Origin of the sequence: Pelorhabdus rhamnosifermentans (genome assembly GCF_018835585.1) — a bacterium.
Classification (GTDB): domain Bacteria; phylum Bacillota; class Negativicutes; order UMGS1260; family UMGS1260; genus Pelorhabdus; species Pelorhabdus rhamnosifermentans.
The window spans coordinates 538717-562227 of record NZ_JAHGVE010000001.1; the positions used below are offsets into that span (position 1 = coordinate 538717).

The following is a 23511-nucleotide window of genomic DNA, read 5'->3' on the forward strand; positions in this document are numbered from 1 at the left end:
GGCAAACCAAAACCCCTGCAATCTCAAAAGAGAGTACAGGGGTAATTAATCATACTAATAGTTTTAACTTATTCAACGGAAGTTGTGGAAGGTAGATGGAATATGAGATTGCCACTTTGACCTATATAGCTTAGATGTTTGATGAAAAATCTGGCGATAGAACCAGTGATGAGAGCAGAAATCAATGTGCCTTCACGAATACCGTAGACTTCACCGAAGTAAATCCAGGATAAGAAGGCTGCAATGAGAACGATGCTTATATCAAAACAGGTCTTTGTATTGCCAAAATTAAAATGCCAATGGGTGGCAATGACATTAACAATGCCTTCACCAGGTAGCATGACTATATTTCCGATAATCTCTAGAGCAATACCTAGGGCAATGCTAATAATTCCTACTAGCATGATAATGAATTTGCTGATATACAAGTCCGGTGTCACTATACTAATTAGGAACATCGTAAAATCGATAAAGAAACCAAAGATACCGGTCATGGGAATCTGCAGTAACTGAATATATTCAAACTGTCGCCGCAAAATCAGAATTTGTCCGAGCAGGAACATCATATTGACGATAAAGGTAACACCGCCCAGGGAAACGTGATAACGCAAGCTCAGAATGTAAGGTGTGCTGGAAATTGTTGCGGTACCCAGTTTGCTTATAACGGCGCAGGAAATACCAAGAGCTACAAAGAAAAGACCGCAAATAAATAAAAAACATCGCTTTGATGTAGACATAAAAAAACACCTTCTATTAAAGTAGTATATGATTAATTATATCACACCTTGATTTGCTATACCCAAATTTACCAAACATGTGGTATAATACGGTAAATAATGAAGGAGTGTTCCATATGGAAATAACCAATATATATCTATTTATTTCTATATCGTTTATTCTACTTATATCACCTGGACCAAACACGATATACGTTGTTAGCAAAGGAATGACTGAGGGACGTAAAGCAGCATTTAAGGCAGTGGTGGGGGCAACGGCAGGAGATATGATTCAAGTATTGGCTGCTTCTTTAGGCTTGGCAGTATTATTACAAGCATCATCTTTGGCGTTCTTCATCGTCAAAATGTTTGGTGCTAGCTATTTATTCTACGTTGGAATCCGATGTTTTTTGAATAAGCAGCAGCTGTTCGTAAAGTCTTCGGAGGAGGAAACTAAAGGTAAAGACCTAATTTTCACTGGCTTTTTCACCTCTGTGTTAAATCCGAAGACTACGCTGTTTTTTTTGAGCTTTTTGCCTCAATTTATAGATAATCAAAGTGTTTATGCTCAACAGCAAATGCTTTTGCTTGGTGCAATATTTGTTGTCATGGGATTTTTTGTAATGAACGTCTATGCTGTGGTAGCTGAGAAGCTACGCTTTTGGATTGCAAAGAATGAAAGAATACAGGCGTATTTGAATTGGATAACAGGGGCAATTTTTATCGGTTTTGGGCTGCGGATAGCTTTTTCGGAACGGAGGTAATCAGAGCTACATTATGAAAAATTGTGTAAAATTAGCGAAATGTTGATACTTTTTTTTAGATTATTCTAGGAGGCAGAATAATGTCTAAGACAGTACTAATTATCGGAGCAGGCGTAGCCGGGCTTACTGCCGCAAAGGCGGCGGTAAAGCGGGGGTGCAGAGTAATCCTTTCTGGACGTGAGCCTTATTTGCCCTATTATAGGCCAAGGCTCATCGAGGTATTATCGGCGGGTCTTTCGGTTGATGCATTATTTATTCAGAAACCGGAGTGGTTTAAAACCAGCGGTATTGAGCTAAAGTTGTCTCTTATTGCGCAGGAAATTGATGTCGAAAATAAGACGGCTATATTTGCCGACGACAGCCGAGTTCACTATGATGAACTTGTTTTGGCTTGTGGTGCCGTACCGAATAAGGCCGTACTGCCCTTTGCCTGTGATGTATTCGGACTGCGCAGCTATGATGATGCTCTGGCAATTAATAAAGCCTGTAGCGAAAAAGGCAGTGCGTTTATTGTTGGCGGCGGACTTCTTGGCATTGAAACAGCCTTTGCATTGCACAAAAGGGGCATCAAAGTTTCTGTTGCCGAGCGAGCCGAGTATCTTCTGCCGCGCCAACTTGACAGAATCGGAGGGGATTTTCTTAAGGCGCGGCTTGAACAGACTGGGATCACGATTTATGTCAATGTCGCAGGGTCTGCTATTCAGAGTCATTTGCAGGAATCAACTGTTATAGCAGCAAGCGGTATTATTCCTGATATTGGATTTTTGAGAAACAGTTCTATTGCTGTTAGCCGTGGTATTCTTGTAGATGAAGCAATGAAGACTTCCTTATCGGACGTTTTTGCCTGTGGCGATATGGCTGAATTTAATAGCAGCATACCTGGACTTGCGATTGTTGCCGTAAAGCAGGGGGAAACAGCCGGCATTTCTGCTTGTGGTGATCAGGCAGTTTATTGTGAGCCCATAGGATCGCCGTTGCTAAAGGTTGCCGACATATCGGTTATGTCTGTGGGAAGTGTTGAGATAGATGAGGATGCAACGGTGCTGAGATATCAGAATGGACCGAATTACGGTGTTGCAGTTCTCCGTCAAGGACGTGTCAGGGGAGCCGCCCTTATTGGTAATACGAGCGCAGGTGTAAAATTAAAAGCGGCTGTGGAAAATAAAACGGTTTTTACAAGTTTAGCAACATTTGAAGATTTGTTATTAAGGCTTTAAAGGTAGTCTATCCTGTAGCCCGGGCAGCTAAATGGGGATTATTAAGCTTAGTAGCAATAAGGGAAATATTATAGATATGTTGTCAAACGATATAGAAGAAAGTAATGTTTTATTACTAGAAGAAATAAAATTTGACCAATACATGTGTTGATGGCACGTCTAGTAATAGGATGTATCATATGGTATAAGAGCCAATAGGAAAAGGAAATGAATCTATAAAAAATGCGGAGTGGAAATGATGAGAAGACAGGATCGGGAAATTACCGGATTTGACAATATTATAAAAGTGATGAGATCCTCCAATGAAGATTATTGATGCCCACATCCACTTCTGCCAGGAGCCTTACTTTGACCAGATTGCAGAAGTGGCAGGCCATAAAAATACTAGTGCGCATCTGAAAGACCAATATGCTGCGCATAACATTGTTCATGGTGTGGTCATGGGCAACCGGAGCCTGCAGTTGAACGAGCACGATTATCCTGACTATCTTAGCTATTGTATCGGGTTGGATAGCACTTGTTTTAAAGAGGAAGAGATAGTACAGCAAGCTTATTTGGTAGAAAAACATTTGCAAAGAAAGAATTGTGTCGGCATTAAGTTATATCCGGGCTACAATCACTTTTATATTTACGATTCGGTGGTTGACCCGTTTTATCAACTAGCAATGCAGTATAAAAAACCGGTGGCCGTTCATACCGGATTGACAGCCACCAGCAATGCCCTGTTGAAATATAGTCATCCTATGACCTTGGATGAGGTAGCGGTACGCTATCCTCATGTTCAGTTTATTATGTGTCATATTGGCAATCCATGGCTTGTAGACGCTATCGCGGTCATTGAGAAAAATGAAAATGTAGCTGCCGACCTTTCGGGAATATTGGAAGGCCGGATCGATAGTATGTCGGATTTTTTTGAAAAAAAGCATGGCTATATTAATTTCTTAAAAGTATGGCTGGAATACTTGGACAACTATGACCGCCTGTTGTATGGGACAGATTGGCCTCTGGCTAACATATCCAATTATATTGAATTTATTGCGCATATTATTCCAGCAAGGCATCATGACAAAGTGTTTTTTGACAACGCCAACAGGATTTATAATCTTGGCCTTTGACAGTGATCAAATCTAATGAATGTGAATGCATAAAATACCCCGCCTCAGAAAATGGGGCGGGGAAAAGCTAGTGCCTCTTATATTATCTTTTTACAGGACCTTTCCAGTTTTTAAAAAGGTTTTTCCCAATGTATCGGCTGCTAATAATGAATTATACAGTTCTTCTGGCGTTACATCACCAAGCATGTTATGAATTGATTCTCCTGTCATGCATGCCTTTTCTGCAGCAATGTGAACTCTGTTTACATCCTTGACGCCGAGTTGTGCTAAAGTCACAGGTAAGCCAACAGATATACAGAATTCGATTACTTCCGCAATTTCTTCCAGAGGAGCGTTTTCAATAATCAACTGCGCTATTGTACCGAAAGCGACTAAATTACCATGCATAGTTGATTCACATTCTTCTAAAGCGGTAAATCCATTATATACAGAATGAGAAACTGCAAGACCACCATTATCTGCTCCCACACCGCTTAAATATGTATTTGCCTCAATAATGCTTTCTACTGCTGGAGTTAAAATACTCTGTTCAACTGCTAATTTTGCTTTATAGCCATCTGCCAAAAGGGTTTCATAACAAAGCTTGCAAAGAGCCATTGCAGATTTAGTGATTCCACCATTTTCAAGGCTAGGCGAATTCGTTTTTAAACAGGCTCTTGCTTCAAAATAAGTGCCTAGAGCATCGCCCATTCCTGCAACTAAAAATTTTACCGGTGCTGCGGCAATAATGGAAGAGTCTACAATTACTGTCTCCGGATTTTTAGGATAAAAAATGTATTTGCAAAATGAGCCATCGTCATTATAAATTACAGAAAGGCCTGTACAAGGCGCATCAGTAGCCGCAACTGTAGGCATAATTACCACTGGCAAATTTTCATAATATGCAGTAGCTTTGGCAGTATCTATAGCACTTCCTCCGCCAATAGCACCTACAACTTCAATTTTATTTTCTTTCACAATCTTTCTCATTCTTTCAATTTCGCCGGTGGAACTGATCCCATTGAACACCTCAAACCTGATTTTTGCAGGTGTGTTTCCAAAGCTCTTTTCTATTTTAGGCTTGGCTATTTTGTATCCGCTGCGACTACAAACAAACAAAAAAGACGATCCCAAATTTTTAGTGTTTTCATATGTCTCAAACAAAGCATCCTTTCCTTGTACATACTTAGCAGGTGCTCTCATTAATTTCAACACGCTATCATCTCCCCAAATTTTATTCTGTTAAAAATTTCACATAAAGAACAAACTATAACCTAACAATTACTTTCTACTCATATTTTAGCACTATTCCCTCTGAGCTACTAGGTCTTGTTTTTGGTTCTAAGCGGTGTCCAAGCACGCCATTATTGGCATTGTTCAAATTTTGCTAATTAAATTGAAGTAATTATGCCAATAAATTATAATAGAAATAGCTATAAATTATTGAAAAGAATTGTCCTTATGAGCATTTCTTTCAACGAAATCATTAATTTTATTGGTATAGTAACTCTTTTAATGATGCTGCCAGGTCCGAATACTATATAGCCTTTGCTATGCATAAATAGAGTATCTTCCCATAATAGAATACTCCTTTCATTAAAAATATTTAGGTTGCTAAAACCAGCTTAATTTATTATACACCTTTATAGATTTATTTTCCAGTATGTGTAAATAAATGTCTTGAGGCAAGAGTTAATAGCAAATAAAACATCAAGTGGGTAGGTTTTTTGTAGAATTTGGTGTTACGATTTTGCAGCCGGGAAGAGTATAGTATAGGTTAATAGTGCGAATCGGATATTGACAGGGTTTACATGCTTAGCTTGGGTGAAGAAACTAAGCATTTTCATTTCCATCTGTTTCCTAGGTATAATTGGATGTTGAATTTTCCTGAAGAAAATATTTGTACAAACGGAAAAATAGATGGAGCTAAATTATTTAGCTTTAGCCGAAATAAATACAAAACCAATAAGCAAGAACAATATGAGTCTAGATTTCTTTCTGTAATAAATCATGTTAGAGAGAAAACGGGATAGGTGTTTATCTGATGGACGAGATGTTTCAACGGGTGAGAAAGTAGATTATGTTTCTATAAAAAGAGAAAAACAGCAAGAAGAATTTGTGTATTAGTTATACATACTGGATGATAGATTGCGGGGAATATAAACCTTTAGGCGATTGACAGGGGTCTCTATTCGTTGTATTGACAAGAAAACTTATAATTGGGAAGCTAATAATGTGCATTTTGGGATAATGTAATTTAGATGATAGCGGAAGTAACAAATGGAATAATATAGAAAAAATAACAAATAAAATCCTGATAATTCATGGATAAATTTAGCAGGATTTGTGAAAAAATTATCAATGTAGCCTATAAATATGGCTATGAAACGCCCGAAGCGTTCACAAAAGCCTTTGGGAAAATGCATGGAATAAGTCCTTCGGCTGCGCGTGAGCCTGGAGCAAATCTCAAGGCATATCCAAAATTATCCTTTCACATTTCAATAAAGGGAGATAAAGATATGGATTATAAGATTGTTGACAAAGGAAGCTTTACAGTAGTGGGTAAACAAAGAAAGATAACTATGGTGGACGGAGAAAATTTTAAACAGGTACCTAAATTCTGGGGCGATTGCATGAATGATGGTTCATATCAGTGGCTTTGCTCAAAGACAGGCAAGCTTGGTGTCCTCGGTATATGTAAGGATTTCGGCAAAGATGAATTTAATTATATGATAGGAGTTGAGGAAGTCAAAGACGCCCTTCCGGAAGGATATGTTTCAGCAAATATACCGGCAGTAACCTGGGCTATATTTGAATCAGTTGGAGCGCTGCCTGAAGCTATACAAGATCTTACCCGAAGGATATTTACAGAGTGGCTGCCGTCTACAGGATATCAGCATGATTGCGCACCAGAGCTTGAGGTTTATCCTGAAGGTGATATACATTCTCCAGATTACAAATGTGAGATATGGATTCCTGTCAAGAAGTAAAATAAAGACAGAGAAATCTGAGGGCGGTTTTATTTTAGAAACCTGCTATTTATCAATTTGGTGTTATTACTATACATTTTGCATGGGAATTTTACTTTCACACGGAACGCCTGTTTGACATTTTCCACAACCATATCTTGGGGCATATTTTTCAGCCGTTTTATCCAAAAATGCCGAACAGGCTATATGATTTTTTCCTTCTTCGAGATTAACACTGTGAATCAAATGTAAAACTAAGGGTATTAAATTCAGTGTTGATCAAATTTTCATTTAATTGTATAATATTATTGGACATGATAATTAGTCTCCTTTGTTGAGTTTTGGTTCAGCAACTTTATTCTAACAAATGACCGTTATCATGTCTTTTCTTATTTTTTCGAGAAAATGTTGTCTTATCAATTACTATTAACTATTAATTGCATCGTATTTATCGATTGTAAACGCAAAAATAAATCTATAAAATTTAATTAATTTAGAAAGTTATATATTTTTACAATACTGCACATAAATTGACAATCAATGCTTCACGCATACTTTTACAGTGCCTGGAATTGAGAACTTAATAAATCATTTTCGGCATGTCAACGGAATTTTTCTAACTCAAAAGCCTATGGAAAATTCGTTGCCATGCCGAAAATATTCGGTTTAGACAATCGCCAGTAGCTGCTTTAGGACTAGCGTGTCATGAGGTTGGATCGAGAAGGGGGGATACTACTGTATATTGTTAAAAAATTCACGGATGGTTGCATGTTATTATTCTATGAACAAACCTTGTTTATCTGAAAATAGAATTGGCGCTGACTGAGAAAGGCCAGCGTCAATTTATGTGCTAGGCCTATTACTAAATATAGGAGGAGAATAATGGATCAATCAAAACAACACTGCTGTTCTTGTTCGGGCAGTCCTAATCCCTTTCCAAAAATAGACGAAATTTTAGCTCAGTATCAAGGTGTAGAAGGAGCTTTAATTCCGGTATTGCAGCAAGCTCAAAATATCTATGGATATCTTTCAAAAGAGCTTATCAAGCACATTGCTAACAAGCTCGCAATTCCTGTTAGTCACATTTATGGAGTTGTCACATTTTATTCTCAGTTTCATTTAAATCCGCGTGGAAAACATATTATTCGCGTTTGTCAGGGAACTGCTTGCCACGTTCGGGGCGGAAAAATGATTCTGAAAGCGCTGGAAGACAATCTGCATATTGAGGCCGGGCAGACGACTCGTGATTTAAAATTCACGTTGGAAACAGTTGCCTGTATTGGAGCCTGTGGCTTAGCCCCAGTAATGATGATTGATGAAGATACTCATGGCCGCCTAACACCGGAAATTATCGCAGAAATTTTAACGCGTTACGCGTAATTGAAGGGATTTTCATATTATGACAGGTTATAAGGAGGTGCAGGTTATGAAGACACTTGAAGATTTAAAAAAACTGCGGGAACAACTGCAATCAGATAGAAAGGTGCGCAAAATGAGCAGCACTCAGGTGATCGTAGGAATGGGGACTTGTGGTATTGCGGCAGGAGCGCGTGAAGTTATGATTGCTATTCTGGATGAAATCGCCCAAAAAAAATTGGAAGATATTTCAGTTTGCCAGACCGATTGTATTGGCATGTGTCAGCAAGAAGTCCTTGTTGATGTGGTAAGACCAAATGAACCGCGCATTACCTATGGGCGGGTTAAACCAACGGATGTTCCAAAAATTATTGCCGAACATGTAGTGAACGGGCGCATTGTCGAAGAGTTGTTTGTCGGCAAAATTGAACAATAAATTGTCAGTTTGGGAGGAAAAATCATGGAACATATTAGAGCCCATGTTTTGCTGTGTGCCGGAACTGGTTGTATTTCATCTGGCTCAAAAAAGGTAGAAGCAGCGTTTCAAAGAGAAGTGGCCCGTAAAGGTTTGATTGATGAGATTAAAATTGTTGAGACAGGGTGTCATGGTTTTTGCGAAATGGGACCGATTGTGATTGTCTATCCGGAAGGTGTGTTTTACTGCCACGTTAAGGAAGAGGATGTCGCTGAGATTGTTGATTCACATCTTTATAAAGGTCGTATTGTGGAACGTCTTCTATATCGCGAACCTATTTCACATGAGAAAATTATCAACTATAATGAAATCAATTTTTATAAGAAACAGAAACGGATGGTCCTTGCTAACTGTGGTCATATTAGTCCGGAAGTGATTGAAGACTATATCGCAGCGGGCGGTTATGAGGCTTTAGGCCAAGCTCTGACAAAAATGACGCCGGAGCAAGTGATCGATGAGGTCAAGGTATCTGGACTCCGCGGCAGGGGCGGCGGCGGTTTTCCCACCGGGATGAAATGGGAGTTTGCCAAAAAGGCGGCAGGTGACCAGAAATATGTGATCTGCAATGCTGACGAAGGAGATCCAGGCGCCTTTATGGATCGCAGTGTCCTAGAGGGTGATCCTCATCGCGTGCTGGAAGGGATGGCTGTCTGCGGTTATGCCATTGGCGCTAGCGAAGGGATTATTTATGTACGAGCGGAATATCCTTTGGCAATTAAGCGTCTAAAAGTAGCCATTGCCCAAGCTGAAGAAATGGGCTTTATTGGAAAACATATATTTGGCTCGGATTTTGACTTTAAAGTAAAAATTAAAGAAGGGGCAGGCGCCTTTGTATGTGGTGAAGAAACAGCATTGCTTGCATCGATTGAAGGTCAGCGCGGCATGCCCCGTTCACGGCCTCCTTTCCCAGCTATTTCAGGACTGTGGGGCAAACCAACGAATATTAATAATGTCGAGACTTTTGCCAATGTACCGCAAATCATTGTTAACGGCGGCGAGTGGTATGCCAGTATTGGTACAGAGAAGAGTAAAGGGACGAAGGTTTTTGCGCTCACAGGAAAAATTAATAATACTGGTTTGGCTGAAGTTCCAATGGGAATTACGATGCGGGAAATTATTTATGAAATTGGTGGCGGGATATTAAACGGTAAAAAATTTAAAGCTGTCCAAATTGGCGGGCCGTCAGGTGGCTGTCTGCCAGAATCGATGCTTGATCTGCCTGTTGATTATGATTCTCTTATCCAGGCTGGTGCCATGATGGGCTCAGGCGGATTGGTCGTTATGGATGAAGACACCTGTATGGTGGATGTGGCCAAATTTTTTGTGAACTTTACGCAAAGTGAGTCATGCGGCAAATGTACTCCTTGTCGGGAAGGAACAAAAAGGATGCTGGAAATACTGACGAATATTACCGAGGGGAAAGGCAAAAAAGGCGATATTGAGCTTCTTCAACAACTTGCCAAGAATATCAAAGCTACAGCTCTATGCGGACTGGGTCAGACGGCGCCTAATCCAGTTTTAAGCACCATGCGTTATTTTATGGATGAATACGAGGCTCATATTAACGAGAAACGCTGCCCAGCTGGTGTTTGCAGCCATCTTTCCGGTTATTCCATTACAGAAAACTGTAAGGGATGCGGACTTTGCAAACAGGTATGCCCTGTTACTGCCATAAGTGGCGAAGTAAAATCCAGGCATTCTATTGATCAGGAAAAATGCATCAAATGCGGGGCATGTATGGGAAAATGTCCCTTTAAGGCCATTCGCAAGGGATAATACTGCACAAGGAGGATCAATTATAAAAATGGTCAATTTAACCATAGATGGACTTAAAGTTCAAGTTCCAAACGGTTCTACGATACTCGAAGCTTCTCAGCAGCTGGGAATAAAGATTCCTACCTTATGCTATCATCCTGAACTTCGACCGGCTGGTGCCTGTCGGATCTGTATGGTGGAAGTTCAAGGAGCGCGTTCGCTTGCGGCTTCCTGCGTTTATCCCGTTAACGAGGGCATGGTCGTTCACACGAACACTCCCAATGTGAGAGAAGCCAGGCGGACCGTGGTAGAATTACTATTAGCCAATCATCCAACCGATTGTTTATCCTGTCAGAAAAACTTACATTGTGAGTTACAGACAATTGCTGCGGAATTGGGAATTCGCGATCTACCTTATGAGGGTGAGCGCACCGAATACCCACTTGACAAAAGTAATCCTTCACTTGTACGAGATCAGACTAAATGTATTAAATGTGGCCGATGTGTCAGGGTGTGCGGTGATCGGCAAGGTGTTCATGTTTATAGCTTTGTTAATCGTGGTTTTAATACAACTGTTGCTCCTGCCTTTCAGCAGGGACTTGGCGATGTGGCTTGTACGCTTTGCGGACAGTGCGCTACAGTGTGCCCAACAGCGGCAATCGTAGAAAAGGACGATACAAGAGATGTTTGGAAAGCTTTGGGCGATCCAGTTAAATGTGTCGTTGTGCAAACTGCACCAAGCGTGCGTGTCGCTTTGGGTGAAGCACTCGGACTTCCGACAGCAAGTATTGTTACAGGCAAAATGGTAGCTGCGCTCAGGCGGCTAGGTTTTACTAAGGTTTTTGACACTGACTTTGGTGCTGATTTGACTATTATGGAAGAAGGACATGAATTAATTCAACGTATTACTCAGGGAGGAACCTTGCCGATGATTACCTCCTGCAGCCCCGGGTGGGTAAATTTTATCGAGCAAAACTACCCGGATTTGCTTGAGCATCTGTCAACAGCTAAGTCACCGATGCAAATGTTTGGCGCGCTGGTAAAAACCTATTATGCTGAAAAGTCCGGTATTAATCCAGCTGACATTGTTTCTGTTGCAATCATGCCTTGTACTGCCAAAAAGGCTGAGGCAGCTCGGCCTGAAATGAATGCCAGCGGCTATCAGGATGTTGATTTTGTTCTCACAACCCGCGAACTAGGCCGAATGATTAAAGAGGCAGGCATCGATTTTGAGCAACTGCCTAGCGAAAGTTTTGATGATCCACTTGGCGAGTCAACAGGCGCAGCGATTATTTTCGGTGCCACGGGTGGTGTAATGGAGGCGGCGCTTAGGACTGTGGCCGAAGTGCTTACAGGAAAAGAGTTATCTCAGTTGGAATATCATGAGGTCCGGGGTCTTGAGGGGATTAAAGAAGCGGTTATTCCCATTGGCGATTTAACGGTAAAAGTGGCTGTCGTCCATTCCTTGGCTAAAGCCAGAATGGTTATGGAAAAGATCCGTAGTGGTGAAGTAAATTACCATTTTATCGAAATCATGGCTTGTCCCGGCGGCTGCATTGGTGGTGGCGGACAGCCGTATCCAGTATCTGAGAAAATTAGAAAACAGCGAATGGCAGCCATTTATGAATGTGACCGTGACATGAGCTTGCGTAAATCTCATGAGAACCCATCAATTCAGAAAGTTTATCGTGAATTTCTGGAAAAACCCTTAAGTGCGAAATCCCATAAATTACTTCATACCCACTACCATGCACAAAATAAATTTTAAAGACGAACATTTTACTTTTGGTTAATATATTAAAAGAAAAACCGTCAAAGTCTGAAAGATAAATTTTTGCGGCTGTTGCAAAAAAATTTCTGGAAGGGCCTTGACGGTTTTCTATAAATGTTATAAAAGGAGCGTCCTGAAGGACGCTTACTCAGTCAGAACTTTTCTAAGGTAACTTGTTTGCCGATCGATTCCAGTTTGGTACATAACTTATCCAAAACATGATTCTTGATATTTATCTGCGAAGGAAGAATTGGGTTTTGATGCGCAGGATTCACCGCCATACCGGCTAAAATATCAATCTTATCCGCTTCCAACATAAGACGCGCCATCAGAGTTGCTCCATCCTGAAATGACATGTCGCTTAACCTGCGCCTGTCATCTAAACGCTCAATCACCGCTGTTAAGGTCAATACTCCCTCGGTTACTAAATCTATTCCTTCAATCTTAGCTGTCGGCGGCACTTCCGGGTCAAGGTTGGACAAATCTACCTTCACTGATTTGCCAGTAATTCGTCCCACAATATTTGCAGTAGTCCCACCGGAAACCACCTTTTTTCCAGGCACTTGCAAAAATCTATTTACCACTCGTTCATCCATGAATTTATCAACAGGCGGACCAGTAAATAAAGTGAGCTGCCTCTGACGGCGAAGCTTCACTGCAACGACTGTCGAATCGTCTCCCGGTCGACCAAGATAGTACCCGTTGCAGCAGTTTAAAATTCCTTCGGCTACTTCAGACGCATTACAACGACTTGAATAGTTCAAGGCAAGCTGGTTGGATATGCCCTGCCAACTCCATCCCAGTTTTAGCAAACCTCCAATGCCTGCATGAATCACGCCGTCACTTACAATGATGATAAAATCATTTTCCTGTAACGCGAGATAACCTTCTCTGACAGTTTTACCTGCAACAACCTTTTCATGAGTTGGAAATGGGATCACATGGCCGTTACGTAACAAAAAAGATGCCGGGCTGTCATATTCTACAACTGTGGTTTTACCGTCAATGTGCAGTTTTACAATATGGAGAGTGGAATAGGCGATTTTCCGTTCACGGCAAACGGGTAGTGTTTGGGCGATAGTATTGACTACCTCTTCCAAAGGTATACCGTGTTTGAGCAGCGAAGACGCTATTTTCGTCGTTAAGGTTGCAAGTATATTCGCTTTGACGCCGCTGCCCAGACCGTCGGAAACTACAATAGTGGTTGTATCGCCGACTTGGCTTACTTCTACCTTATCTCCGCATAATTCCTCGCCGGATTTGGATAACTGCGCTACAGCCACCTCCGCATGTAGTCGGTGCATCAGTTTTCCTCCTTCGCCTTCAGTAATCCGATAAGTTCAAACAAGGCCGCTTTCGTTTCTGCAGTCGTCTCTCCAAGTAACCCGGCAATTTCTTGGGCTACTTGCATTTGTTTGTTGATGATTTCGGACGCTTTTTCCACTGTTTGGTGTTTCATCTGTTCTAATTCGCGAGAATGCTTTTCCTGGATGGTAATATCCGTCATGAAAATGAGGATAAGATTATGCTCATTAACGGGAATGATTACTTGATTGGTTACCACTCCGCTGGTGGTCACTCTTACTCGCCGATCAATGACTTTCTGGCCTGCTTGAGCAGCGCTTACAATACTAGAACAATTCATAAATTCAGCCAAATTTCGGCCTTTGACGTTTTCCTTTCGGTGATCGAATATCTTTTCCGCCGCCGGGTTAAATTCCTGAATCAGCAGCTTATCATTGACCACAATAATTGCGTTCAATGAGTTATCCACTATGATATTAGCAAAGGATTCAGCTTTCAAGCGCATATAGGGCACACAAGTGTCGATAGTTGTCAAGCCCTGGCATACGGCAATCGCCTTTTCTCTGCAAGAGTTAAAACCACAGGCACCGCAATTTTTCTCATCTTGTCTGGTATTCTTTCCCGTTTGTTGAAGCACCTGACGTATTTGTTTCTCCGATGGCATGTTTTCTTTAAAAGGCTTAGCGGTATGCTCGCGCTGGAAACCAAACGTGTCCGGCGTGTTCTGCCACGCCGAAACATGTCCACTGACGGCAAATTCTAAAACCTTCAGCCTTTTTGCAGGCGAGCATTTGTCGGTGCCGCACGCCGGACCGTCGATACAGCCACCGCTACAAGCAAGTGCTTCAATAAACCGGGGAGCAATTTCTTTACGGCCTAACGCGTCAAAGACCGTCATGCATTTGTCCAGTCCATCGACAGCAATAATATTAGTAGCGGTTTGTTCGCTACGCGTAAAAGATTTCAAAACCCCACCAGCCACTGGATAGTAACGTGATCTTCTCGACGCCCTTTTTGTCTGCAGTGTGTTGACGCCAGGCAACCGGTTATCCTGTTCGGCAAGCCAATGTTTTAGCTGTTCAAAGGTAATTACTGCGTCGACTTGGCTGCAAGGTTCATCCTGTTCGGCGATCTTGGCAATGCAAGGTCCAGCAAAAACGACTACTACATCTTTATCAAAACGCTCTTTTAACATTCGGGCATGGACCTGCATGGGTGACATGACTGGGGCCAAATTGCCGATTAACTGAGGATAATATTTTTTTATGGTATTCACAATCACCGGACAACACGCAGAAATCACAGGCTTATCGGTCATTTGTAGCAATTGCGAGTAAACCTGTGATACGGCCTCGGCACCTACCGCAGTTTCTTCCACCGCACTAAATCCTAGCCCCAGCAATCTTTCCCATAGCTGCTCGGGACTATATTCAGAGAAAGACGCGATAAAAGAGGGGGCTAGACTTAAGATCGCTCGCCGGTTAGAACTGATAATTTCCTTCACCTTGGCAATCTGGTCTTCGACTTGCTTGGCTTTTTGTGGGCATTCCACCACGCAATTGCCACATAAAATACATTTATCTTCAATTACATGGGCCTGACCCTTTTCGATGCCAATCGCTTTCACAGGGCAATTGCGCATACAGCGATGGCAATCCTGGCAATTCGCTTGCTGGGTTACTATGATCCTCATGAAAAATCACCTTCCAGCACTTTTTCACGAAAAATATCATAAACTCTTTCTTTGGTCACGTTAGTAATGATCTCGTCATTAATTTTTATGACTACTCCTTTAGTACATTGTCCCCGACAGAAGTTTCCTTCTAAATCAATTTTTCCTGCTACTTGGTATTTTTCAATTAAGTTAATAAAAGCAAGCAATACGTCTTGTGCCCCCCGAAGGTGGCAAGCACTCCCAACGCAGATTGATATGTGAGTCATAATACCTCTCTTATTGATTGTTATTTTTTTCACATGATCAGCATTTTTACATCCTGTATATTATAGGAAAAACCATGCGAATGAATCTGTAATAAGATCTAATTCTATAGTAAATTAGCAATTCCCTGCTCTTAATAATTCACCCTTGTCAAATTTGATTTTGTGGAGGAGGTAAAGAGCATTATGAGGGCGACAAGCCAATGAAGCCTTTAGAAAGATTTATATACCCTTCCATGGCTTATCAGATTTGCCGAATCCCCTCGGAGTGGTATCGCTCGCCGATATCTGTAATGACAAAAGATGTCGAAATTGGTATAATATAATATCTAAAACTTAGCGGAACCTCTGTTTTTTACAGCTATTCCGCAACCGGCTATTTTGACCTATGGTCTTATGTTTTTGATTTTATTAAGGCAATTAAAGTATCAGTCACATCTGGGCAGCGCCTTTATCGCCGCCGGCGATGATGTACTGCGTCTTGTGGCCTCGGTACTCCAAAACGTAACTGGGGGGGAAGGGCTAGCTCTTTGTTACCATCAGTATCGGGGTTGCCGAACGCAGTCGCTAACGCGATCTTTATCTATAACTAAATCAAGGTGGAGTATTTGATGTATATATATATGGATGTAGCCTTGAAATTTTCTTGTAGGGCTTGCGGTAAATGCTGTCGTAATGATTGGCAGGTAACTGTTGATGAGGAGAGTTATCAGCGTAACGCCGAGTTGTTTTTGAAGGTAGGGGCGCAAGCTGAGTTTCAGCGAGCTTTTGTTCCACTTCAAGGGCGAAAAAGTCTAGAAGAATATGCGTATATTGCCAAGAGGCCAGGTGGAGGGTGCTGGTTTCTTACTGCTGACAATCTGTGCAGATTGCAGCAGCAAGCAGGCCATAGCCATCTAGATGCTGTTTGCCAGATCTTTCCCCGTTATCCTATGAATACTGCTCGTGGTATAGAACTAACACTTAGCTTCAGCTGCCCGTCGGTGTTAAAGATGGTTAGCCGTATTGAGCCATTGACGATTATTCGTTCTGATCATGCACTATTGGATTTTACTCCCAGCGCCTATGCTGTGGATGTTTATCCCAGCCAGCAGCCTTTATTTTCACCACTACGTCATTATTTTGAATTGGAGCAACATTTTATTGATATTTTGCAGTGTCGGGGAATGACAATTGTTGAACGCTTAAATCTAATGCAGGCGACAATCGACGCAGTCATGACACTAAAACATGATGAACATTTTAACCGCAATCTTACCAGTCTGCTTTACCATAACTATGATTTGCTAGATGATGCGCTAGAGCCGGTACGAACGGACTGCTATACACCCGATATTTTGCTCGAACACTTTCTCGTTAACTTTGTCTTCAAAAAACCTTTTTATACTTATGGCTTGCGGCGCAGCTTGTTGATACTGGAGCATATCTGGCGGTATATTGAGAGCATTCGCAAGCAGGCAATAGATGAGATCACTGATATGGAATTTACGGAAAAGGCAATAAGGGATGTGGAATTCCAATATGGTCATAATCGTCGTGCGCTATTGCAGCAGATCAAATGCTGATATAATGGCATGTAATCAATTTTGGGGTACTGTTTATTTTCTAGGAAAAAAATCATTGGCGGAACTTGACAATATATTATGATTATAAGATAATAACTATATACTTATAGTTAAGAGGTATATTAATGATAAATCATTTGAAGACCATGGCCGAAGTCCTTAAATCTCTCGGGGACGAGAAAAGACTAAAAATAATAAAAATGCTTGCTTCAAATGTTAATGAAGTCTTTTGCGTTACTGATGTGGCTCAACAACTTGGCGTTTCTCAACCTGCTGCGTCTCAACACATAAAGATTTTAAAGAATATTGGAATTCTTGAGGAAAACCGAAGAGGTTTTAGAGTCTTCTATACAATTAATTTGGATGTATTGAATGAATACAAAAAGGATATAGATGAACTGTTTAAAAAGGCCTTTGAGAAATGCCAATATGATTTCTCTTGTGATAAATGTCCTTATAATAACAAGTGTCAATAAACGAAATATTGCGTCTTAACTATAAGTGTATGCTTATATTCTTATGATATAGCTCCTCACCGAGAGGCTATAGCGAATAAAAACACTGATATGATATTATTTAATAAATTTTGGATAAATATGCTATTGGAGGAAGAAAAATTATTATGATAAATGTTAATAATATCGAAGAATTAATTAAAAAGAAAGCTTTGGAATTAGGCTATGAAGCCTGCGGCATAATCAAAGTAGACGAAATGAAAGGCTATGCCGAAAGGCTTAATGAAAATGTTAAACTTTTTCCGGAATTGAAATCTTTGTATAAAACGCTGCTCTCTCTATATGCCGTACCTCAAGAATCCCATGAATGGGCCAAATCAATCATTATTTGCGTTAGCCGGTATGGCCAATACAGACTTGATCATATTAGCAGCCAGATTGGCAAACATTATTGGTTTGATACAAGGAAGGATAAGAATACGGAAGAGTATAATAATAGGATTTTGTTTGATAATTATTTAAATAGTTTAGGGCTAAAGGCTTTTAGAGATTCAGTAGGCTTTGGAACAACTGCCTACAAGTCGGCGGCGCAAAAAGCGGGACTTGGAATTATTAGGAAAAACAGCCTGTTCTATACCCAAAAAAGTGGTTCTTGGGTGATTATGGACAGCTGGCTGGTTGATAAAGAAATGGAATTAATAAATACTCCTTCTCTAAAATTCTGCCCTGATGGTTGCACTAAATGCCAAGATGCCTGTAAAACCAAAGCTTTAAAGCCTTATGCTGTGAATGCATATAAGTGTATAACTTTCTTAACCAGCATTGCCGATGATTTACCGCCGGAGAAGTTAAGAGAAAAAATAGGCGGCTGTATTTATGGTTGCGACGCCTGTCAAGATGTTTGCCCCATGAATAAAAATTGCTTAAGTGAGGAAGAAGATTTTCCGGATGTAAAAAAAATAGCTGAGTATATGTCTTTAGAAAATGTATTTAATATGGACGATAAAATTTTTAGAGAAATCATCCAACCAAAATTTTGGTATATCAGGGAAAAAAATCTTTGGAAATGGAAAGTTAATTCTATTATTGCAATGGCAAATAATTTCGAAGCTAAATACGTAAAATATCTAAAAAGCGCTTGTGATGATGAACACGAAAAAGTAAGAGAGATCGCTAAGTGGGCTTGCGCAAAATCGGATATTTAGAAAGAAAATGATAATTAAAATTGATGAGCAGGTGTGAATAATGTTATGGGAAAAAACATTCCATTATTAGAAATCGATGAGGTTAAAATTACGATAATCATGGATAATACAACAGACGCATTTATGACAAGTAATGAAATCGTACATAGATTTGATATTTCTAAAGGCCCACTTATTTCAAATGATGGTTTTTCGACAATTGTAGCAGAACATGGATTTTCAGCAATGATTCAAGTCAAATGCGGAAATAAACAAGGCGCTGTATTATATGATACAGGGGTGAGTCCCGGTGGTACCTTGCATAACATGAGTGTCATGGGAATTAACGTTAATGATATGCAAGCGATTATACTCAGTCATGGCCACCTGGATCATACTACGGGGTTACCTGAGTTGATTGATAAATTAGGGCCACATCAGATACCGCTTATATTGCATCCCGATGCTTTATTAGAGAGAAAGGTAATCATGCCAGGTGGGTATGAAACTAATGTTTCAGCTCCTAAGTTAACTGATTTACAACAGGATAAAATTGTTTTCGTTAAAAAAATTGATCCAACTCTTTTAGTTGATGATATGATTCTTGTTTCTGGCCAAGTTGACCGGACTACTGATTTTGAAACAGGATTTCCGATCCACTACACGAAACGTAACGGCCAATGGGAAAATGATCCGTTAGTATTGGATGATCAGTGCGTTATTGTAAATGTCCGGGGAAGGGGCTTGGTTGTAATTACAGGTTGCTGTCATGCTGGAGTTATCAATTCAATCCGCTATGCTCAAGCACTGACTCATTGCCAACAAGTTTATACCGTATTAGGAGGCTTTCACTTAACGGGTGGGATATTTGAAAAAATTATTCCCGAGACAATTGCTGAATTACAAAAAATTAATCCAACCTATTTGATGCCCGGACACTGTACTGGCTGGTCTGCTATTCACCAAATTGCCCAAGCAATGCCGGAAGCGTTTATACCAAACAATGTTGGTACTACATTAGTTTTCCAGGCTGACCGTTGACTTACGATATGGATAACAAGGTAAACAGAATTTTAGGAGTGCTACATATGAGTAAAACGGGCAATCCAGTAGTTTGGTTCGAGATCCCTGTAATTGATATGGAGAGAGGTAAAGTGTTCTATGAGGGCGTATTTAGCCAAAAATTAAATATTATTGATATGGGGCAAAGACAAATGTTTCCAGATGGAAATAGCGCATTAATTGAGACATGTAGTTACCAGCAATGGAGTTAGGCGCGTGGCTTTCATTTGACAATAAAGAAACGAAACAAAGGCGAAATAATAGCGCCCTTGTTTCGTTTCTTTTATCTATCAGTTTTTTAAGAAAGGTACTTTTGCTTATATCAGTGCCAGCGCGCGGAGGCGACATTATTTACACAAAAATACATTTTTGCACGAATTTATAGAGGTATTTCGTGTAGAAGTATGGAAGAATATAATGAATCGGGTCCTTGAAATTAATTTAAGAAATATAGATACGTTAAAGCAGATTGTTTGTGAAAGTATAGCATGGATTCAATCTAGCTTAATATTTATTGCTATTCACATTGTTACTAGGAAAGTAACATTATATCGATAATAGTTTGAAATATCAAACTATTATTGGGGGGAATGTATGAGACAGGAGCGTTATGTAAATAAGTTATTCATAGTCTTGTACAGATAGAATTCAAAAGAAGTGTTTGCATGAACGGTTACTTAGTGTACTATCGTAACAAATTGCTAAACAAGTTTAAAGTATAGTATTACCGTACACAATAAAGTAATATCTCGTATAAGATTAATCGGGGAGAACCGTATCACCTCTAACGGGAAATGCTGATAAAGTTGACACAAATTTAATTAGTAGTTTTTAAGGTGCTTATCTGTAAGGCATCACTTATATGATAACGTATATTAATGGCAAGTTAGGGGTGGACTGGATGGATGTTGAGCAAATGGAATACATTCTAGAGGTTCTTAAGAATGGTAATATTTCTAATACCGCTAAAAAGCTTTATATGTCCCAACCGCTGCTTAGCCAAAAAATTCAGGCTGTTGAGCGGGAGCTGAATACTAGGATTTTTAACAGGCACACCAGCCCGATTTCTTTAACCTTTGCAGGGAAGATAATTGTTGATTCTATTAAAAAGATTTTGGATGTCAGGGACAATCTGCTTTTGGAAATTGATGAAATTAACGGTGAAACACGAGGCTGCATGAAAATTGCCATCGCTCCTCATCGGGCGGCATCCTTGTTGCCGAAGGTACTGCCTGTTTATTTGGCTGCGTGGCCATTGGTAGAAGTTGAAATTATTGAGGACACTAAAGGTACATTGAGCGAAGCTGTAATCAATGAACAGGCGGATTTAGCTTTTGTAAGGACCGAGAATAAGAATGATGCCCTGGAATACGTCTATTTAAATAAAGATAATATTATTTTATTTGGCGGGTTGGAAACCGACCTTGCCAAAAGAATTCCCCAAGGCTCTACGATCAGTCTGCAAGAGGCAAAAAATGAAAAATTTGTTTCGGTATATGAAGGTTATGGTTTTAGAAAGACACAAGAAGAACTTTTTAAAAACTTCAATATCAATCCTAAGATCATACTTGAGACTCATAGCATAGAATTGGCATGCCGATTGGCAATTTCCTGTAATTTTGTTTCTCTATATCCAGGAACTTTACATGATGAGACAACCGTGATAAAAGAAAAATCTTTTTTTTGTTATATAGAACGTAGGGAACGTGCGCATAATTTTTATTTGTGTCATAGAAAAGATGCTTATATCCCTAAATTTATGAGAGATTTTATAAAAATGGCTCAGATTATTTATGACGGCTAGCGGGCAATTTCTTGTATGAAAAAACAAACAATGGTAGACTTATAGTTATATATTAGAAGAATCCGGCTAATCCTTATGGTTTAATGTACTGCATTAAACTATAAGGATTTTTTATAATCAATATAAAAATCTGCTTACTACATTATTATTCTTTAGGGTGATATTATATATTTAACAACCATGCTGGTTTATAAATATTATTGCACGGTCTGCAGGCTAGTGCCTGAGTTTAGTAAAAGAATAATCATCGCAATGTTTGCGTAGAGGGCTGCTACTTTGTTTTAAAGCCATTGTAGCCACAGCCTTCTTTAGTTGTACCTAAAATTAGATCTTTCAATAAAATTTTTGGAGGTATGGCTTATGAAGAATATTGAACGCTATATTAATTTTAATGTTTCACTTGATCGCTTAATAGAAAATGTCAAAGAAATATGCAAGTGGGAAAGACTGTCAGGGACCAAAGCAGAATTAGAAGCCTTTTACTACATTGAAAAGAAATTAAAGGATATCGGTCTTACAACAGAACTGATTTTACATGATGCCTATATCAGTCTTCCCATATCGGCTAAGCTTTTAATAAATGGCGAAGAAATCCATTGTCATACGGCGTCCATGGCTATAAGTACTCCTGAGGAAGGGATAACAGGAAAACTCGTATATTGTGAAAGCATAGAAGTGATAAGCGAAGAGAAATGCCGACACAATATTGTCATGATTGGAGGAACTGCGGATTTCGCAAAGATTTATAGGGCGTGGAAGCTGGGAGCAAAAGGTATAATCGGTTGTACGGGTGATCGCATTCACGAGAAAATTATATCCAATGCCTGGGGTTCTCCTTCTCTTTATACTAAAGATTTAATTCCAAACATACCCTATGTATCGGTAAATGACAAAGATGCCGAAATCATCCGTAAAGCGGCGGCAATTTCATCGCAGGCATATATGAGCACTGCTGTCGATACGGGATGGAGAAAGATTCCACTCTTAATTGCTGAAGTCAAGGCTGCAAAGAGAACTGATAAGTATGTGATGTTCTCGGGGCATGTTGATTCCTGGTATTATGGTGCAACAGACAACGGTACGGCCAACGCGGTACAGATCGAGGTTGCCAAGGTAGCTATGGAGCACAAAGAACATTTAAAGCGAAACATAAAGTTTGTTTTCTATTCCGGACATTCCCATGGCAGATATGCCGGTTCAGCATGGCATGCGGATCATTATTGGCAGGATTTGCATGAAAATTGCGTAATTAACGTAAATGCTGATATCATCGGTGGAGTTGGTGCCACCGATCTGACAAGATCGATTATTATGCCTGAAGCCAGGGATGTGGCGGTTGACTTTATCAAAACGCATGCCGGTGCTGATTTTAACGGTGGCAGATGTGGCAGAAACGGTGACCAGTCTTACTATATTCACGGTGTAACGAGTGCTTTCTCCTCTTTTTCCAAGCAGCCCAGACCGGAAAATCCCGAGGACAGGCTTTCTCAGACTAGATCAGGAGCCTTTGATTTTGGCTGGTGGTGGCATACGGCGGATGATCTGTTGGACAAGATTGAACCTGAGTTTTTCTTAAGGGATGCCAAGATATTCACATCATTTGTAATGTGTTTTGCAATAAGCGAAGTCATACCACTTAACTTTCATAAGACAGCGATCGAGATTGAAAGCCTTGTGGATTACTGGCAAAAAAAAGCAGACAGCAAGTTTGACCTCAGTCTGCCGCTTGCCAAGGCTTGTGAACTTGTTGCCTGCTGTAAAAAGCTGTACGAGGCAGAACCAAAGGATGTAAATCGATTTAATACAACGATTATGAAGCTTGGTCGGATTTTAATTCCACTCAACTATACCACAGGAAATATCTATGAAAATGATACGGGAATTCCTCTGTCACCAATGCCATCATTAAAATTAATTGATGATTTAATAAAGACACCGGAAAACGGCGATGAAGCAAAAGAGATTATCGTAGAACTTGTGCACAAGAGGAATTTCGTAACGAATAGCCTGAGCGAAGCTCTCGAAGTAGTTAAGAACTATTTTGATTAACACTCATTGCAAACAGATTAAAGATTTTTTCT

Annotated in this window: 20 protein-coding genes; 15 read left to right on the forward strand and 5 right to left on the reverse strand. The window is 40.1% G+C overall.

Annotated features, from left to right (window positions below; translation table 11 throughout):
• Nucleotides 1-68: 68 nt before the first annotated feature.
• Nucleotides 69-737 carry a YczE/YyaS/YitT family protein gene (locus tag Ga0466249_RS02495; RefSeq protein ID WP_215827840.1) on the reverse strand — a complete coding sequence of 223 codons (669 nt, stop codon included), beginning with the start codon at nt 735-737 and terminating at the stop codon, nt 69-71.
• 116 nt (nt 738-853) lie between these two features.
• Here Ga0466249_RS02495 and Ga0466249_RS02500 point away from each other — a divergent pair, with 116 nt between their 5' ends.
• The 3 genes from Ga0466249_RS02500 (at nt 854) to Ga0466249_RS02510 (ending at nt 3812) form a co-directional block, all read left to right on the forward strand.
• A complete protein-coding gene (locus Ga0466249_RS02500; RefSeq protein ID WP_215827841.1) occupies nt 854-1480 on the forward strand; it encodes a LysE family translocator in 627 nt (208 codons plus the stop codon).
• Nucleotides 1481-1560: 80 nt separating this feature from the next.
• Complete coding sequence (locus tag Ga0466249_RS02505; protein ID WP_215827842.1) at nt 1561-2697, forward strand: NAD(P)/FAD-dependent oxidoreductase; 1137 nt, start codon at nt 1561-1563, stop codon at nt 2695-2697.
• Between the two features lie 302 nt (nt 2698-2999).
• Nucleotides 3000-3812 (forward strand): amidohydrolase family protein, encoded by an 813-nt coding sequence (locus Ga0466249_RS02510; RefSeq protein WP_215827843.1) that lies wholly within the window; start codon nt 3000-3002, stop codon nt 3810-3812.
• 90 nt (nt 3813-3902) lie between these two features.
• Here Ga0466249_RS02510 and Ga0466249_RS02515 read toward each other — a convergent pair whose 3' ends face one another.
• Complete coding sequence (locus tag Ga0466249_RS02515) at nt 3903-5006, reverse strand: glycerol dehydrogenase (protein ID WP_215827844.1); 1104 nt, start codon at nt 5004-5006, stop codon at nt 3903-3905.
• Nucleotides 5007-6115: 1109 nt separating this feature from the next.
• On the opposite strand from Ga0466249_RS02515, the gene Ga0466249_RS02520 reads away from it, so the two are divergent.
• The 5 genes from Ga0466249_RS02520 (at nt 6116) to Ga0466249_RS02540 (ending at nt 12114) form a co-directional block, all read left to right on the forward strand.
• On the forward strand, nt 6116-6781 hold the full coding sequence (locus Ga0466249_RS02520) for an effector binding domain-containing protein (RefSeq protein WP_215827845.1): 666 nt from the start codon (nt 6116-6118) through the stop codon (nt 6779-6781).
• 861 nt (nt 6782-7642) lie between these two features.
• Nucleotides 7643-8140: an NADH-quinone oxidoreductase subunit NuoE gene (gene nuoE / locus Ga0466249_RS02525; protein WP_215827846.1), complete on the forward strand. Its 498-nt coding sequence runs from the start codon at nt 7643-7645 to the stop codon at nt 8138-8140.
• A gap of 46 nt (nt 8141-8186) precedes the next feature.
• Nucleotides 8187-8552, forward strand: a complete 366-nt coding sequence (locus tag Ga0466249_RS02530; RefSeq protein WP_215827847.1) for a (2Fe-2S) ferredoxin domain-containing protein — start codon at nt 8187-8189, stop codon at nt 8550-8552.
• A gap of 24 nt (nt 8553-8576) precedes the next feature.
• Entirely contained in the window at nt 8577-10367 is a 1791-nt protein-coding gene (gene nuoF / locus Ga0466249_RS02535) for an NADH-quinone oxidoreductase subunit NuoF (protein ID WP_215827848.1), read from the forward strand.
• A 28-nt stretch (nt 10368-10395) separates the two neighbouring features.
• Complete coding sequence (locus Ga0466249_RS02540; protein ID WP_215827849.1) at nt 10396-12114, forward strand: NADH-dependent [FeFe] hydrogenase, group A6; 1719 nt, start codon at nt 10396-10398, stop codon at nt 12112-12114.
• Between the two features lie 155 nt (nt 12115-12269).
• Here Ga0466249_RS02540 and Ga0466249_RS02545 read toward each other — a convergent pair whose 3' ends face one another.
• Genes Ga0466249_RS02545 through Ga0466249_RS02555 form a run of 3 tightly spaced genes read right to left on the reverse strand, consistent with a single transcriptional unit; the run spans nt 12270 to nt 15363 of the window.
• Entirely contained in the window at nt 12270-13421 is a 1152-nt protein-coding gene (locus Ga0466249_RS02545) for a SpoIIE family protein phosphatase (RefSeq protein ID WP_215827850.1), read from the reverse strand.
• Nucleotides 13421-15115 carry a [Fe-Fe] hydrogenase large subunit C-terminal domain-containing protein gene (locus Ga0466249_RS02550; RefSeq protein ID WP_215827851.1) on the reverse strand — a complete coding sequence of 565 codons (1695 nt, stop codon included), beginning with the start codon at nt 15113-15115 and terminating at the stop codon, nt 13421-13423. Before Ga0466249_RS02550 ends, Ga0466249_RS02545 begins: the two co-directional genes overlap by 1 nt.
• Nucleotides 15112-15363, reverse strand: a complete 252-nt coding sequence (locus Ga0466249_RS02555; RefSeq protein WP_215827852.1) for a (2Fe-2S) ferredoxin domain-containing protein — start codon at nt 15361-15363, stop codon at nt 15112-15114. The genes Ga0466249_RS02550 and Ga0466249_RS02555 overlap by 4 nt, the downstream gene beginning before the upstream one ends.
• Nucleotides 15364-15971: 608 nt before the next feature.
• On the opposite strand from Ga0466249_RS02555, the gene fliB reads away from it, so the two are divergent.
• The 7 genes from fliB (at nt 15972) to Ga0466249_RS02590 (ending at nt 23479) form a co-directional block, all read left to right on the forward strand.
• Nucleotides 15972-16925, forward strand: a complete 954-nt coding sequence (gene fliB / locus Ga0466249_RS02560) for a flagellin lysine-N-methylase (RefSeq protein WP_215827853.1) — start codon at nt 15972-15974, stop codon at nt 16923-16925.
• A 125-nt stretch (nt 16926-17050) separates the two neighbouring features.
• Nucleotides 17051-17401: an ArsR/SmtB family transcription factor gene (locus Ga0466249_RS02565; protein WP_215827854.1), complete on the forward strand. Its 351-nt coding sequence runs from the start codon at nt 17051-17053 to the stop codon at nt 17399-17401.
• Between the two features lie 146 nt (nt 17402-17547).
• The gene (locus Ga0466249_RS02570) at nt 17548-18585 is read left to right on the forward strand and encodes an epoxyqueuosine reductase (protein ID WP_215827855.1); all 1038 of its coding nucleotides are present in this window, start codon (nt 17548-17550) and stop codon (nt 18583-18585) included.
• Nucleotides 18586-18630: 45 nt separating this feature from the next.
• A complete protein-coding gene (locus Ga0466249_RS02575) occupies nt 18631-19605 on the forward strand; it encodes an MBL fold metallo-hydrolase (protein WP_215827856.1) in 975 nt (324 codons plus the stop codon).
• Nucleotides 19606-19652: 47 nt separating this feature from the next.
• Complete coding sequence (locus Ga0466249_RS02580) at nt 19653-19838, forward strand: VOC family protein (protein ID WP_215827857.1); 186 nt, start codon at nt 19653-19655, stop codon at nt 19836-19838.
• A 689-nt stretch (nt 19839-20527) separates the two neighbouring features.
• Nucleotides 20528-21430, forward strand: coding sequence for a LysR family transcriptional regulator (locus Ga0466249_RS02585; RefSeq protein WP_215827858.1), 903 nt, complete (start codon nt 20528-20530; stop codon nt 21428-21430).
• 360 nt (nt 21431-21790) lie between these two features.
• Entirely contained in the window at nt 21791-23479 is a 1689-nt protein-coding gene (locus Ga0466249_RS02590; RefSeq protein WP_215827859.1) for a M28 family metallopeptidase, read from the forward strand.
• Nucleotides 23480-23511: the final 32 nt, after the last annotated feature.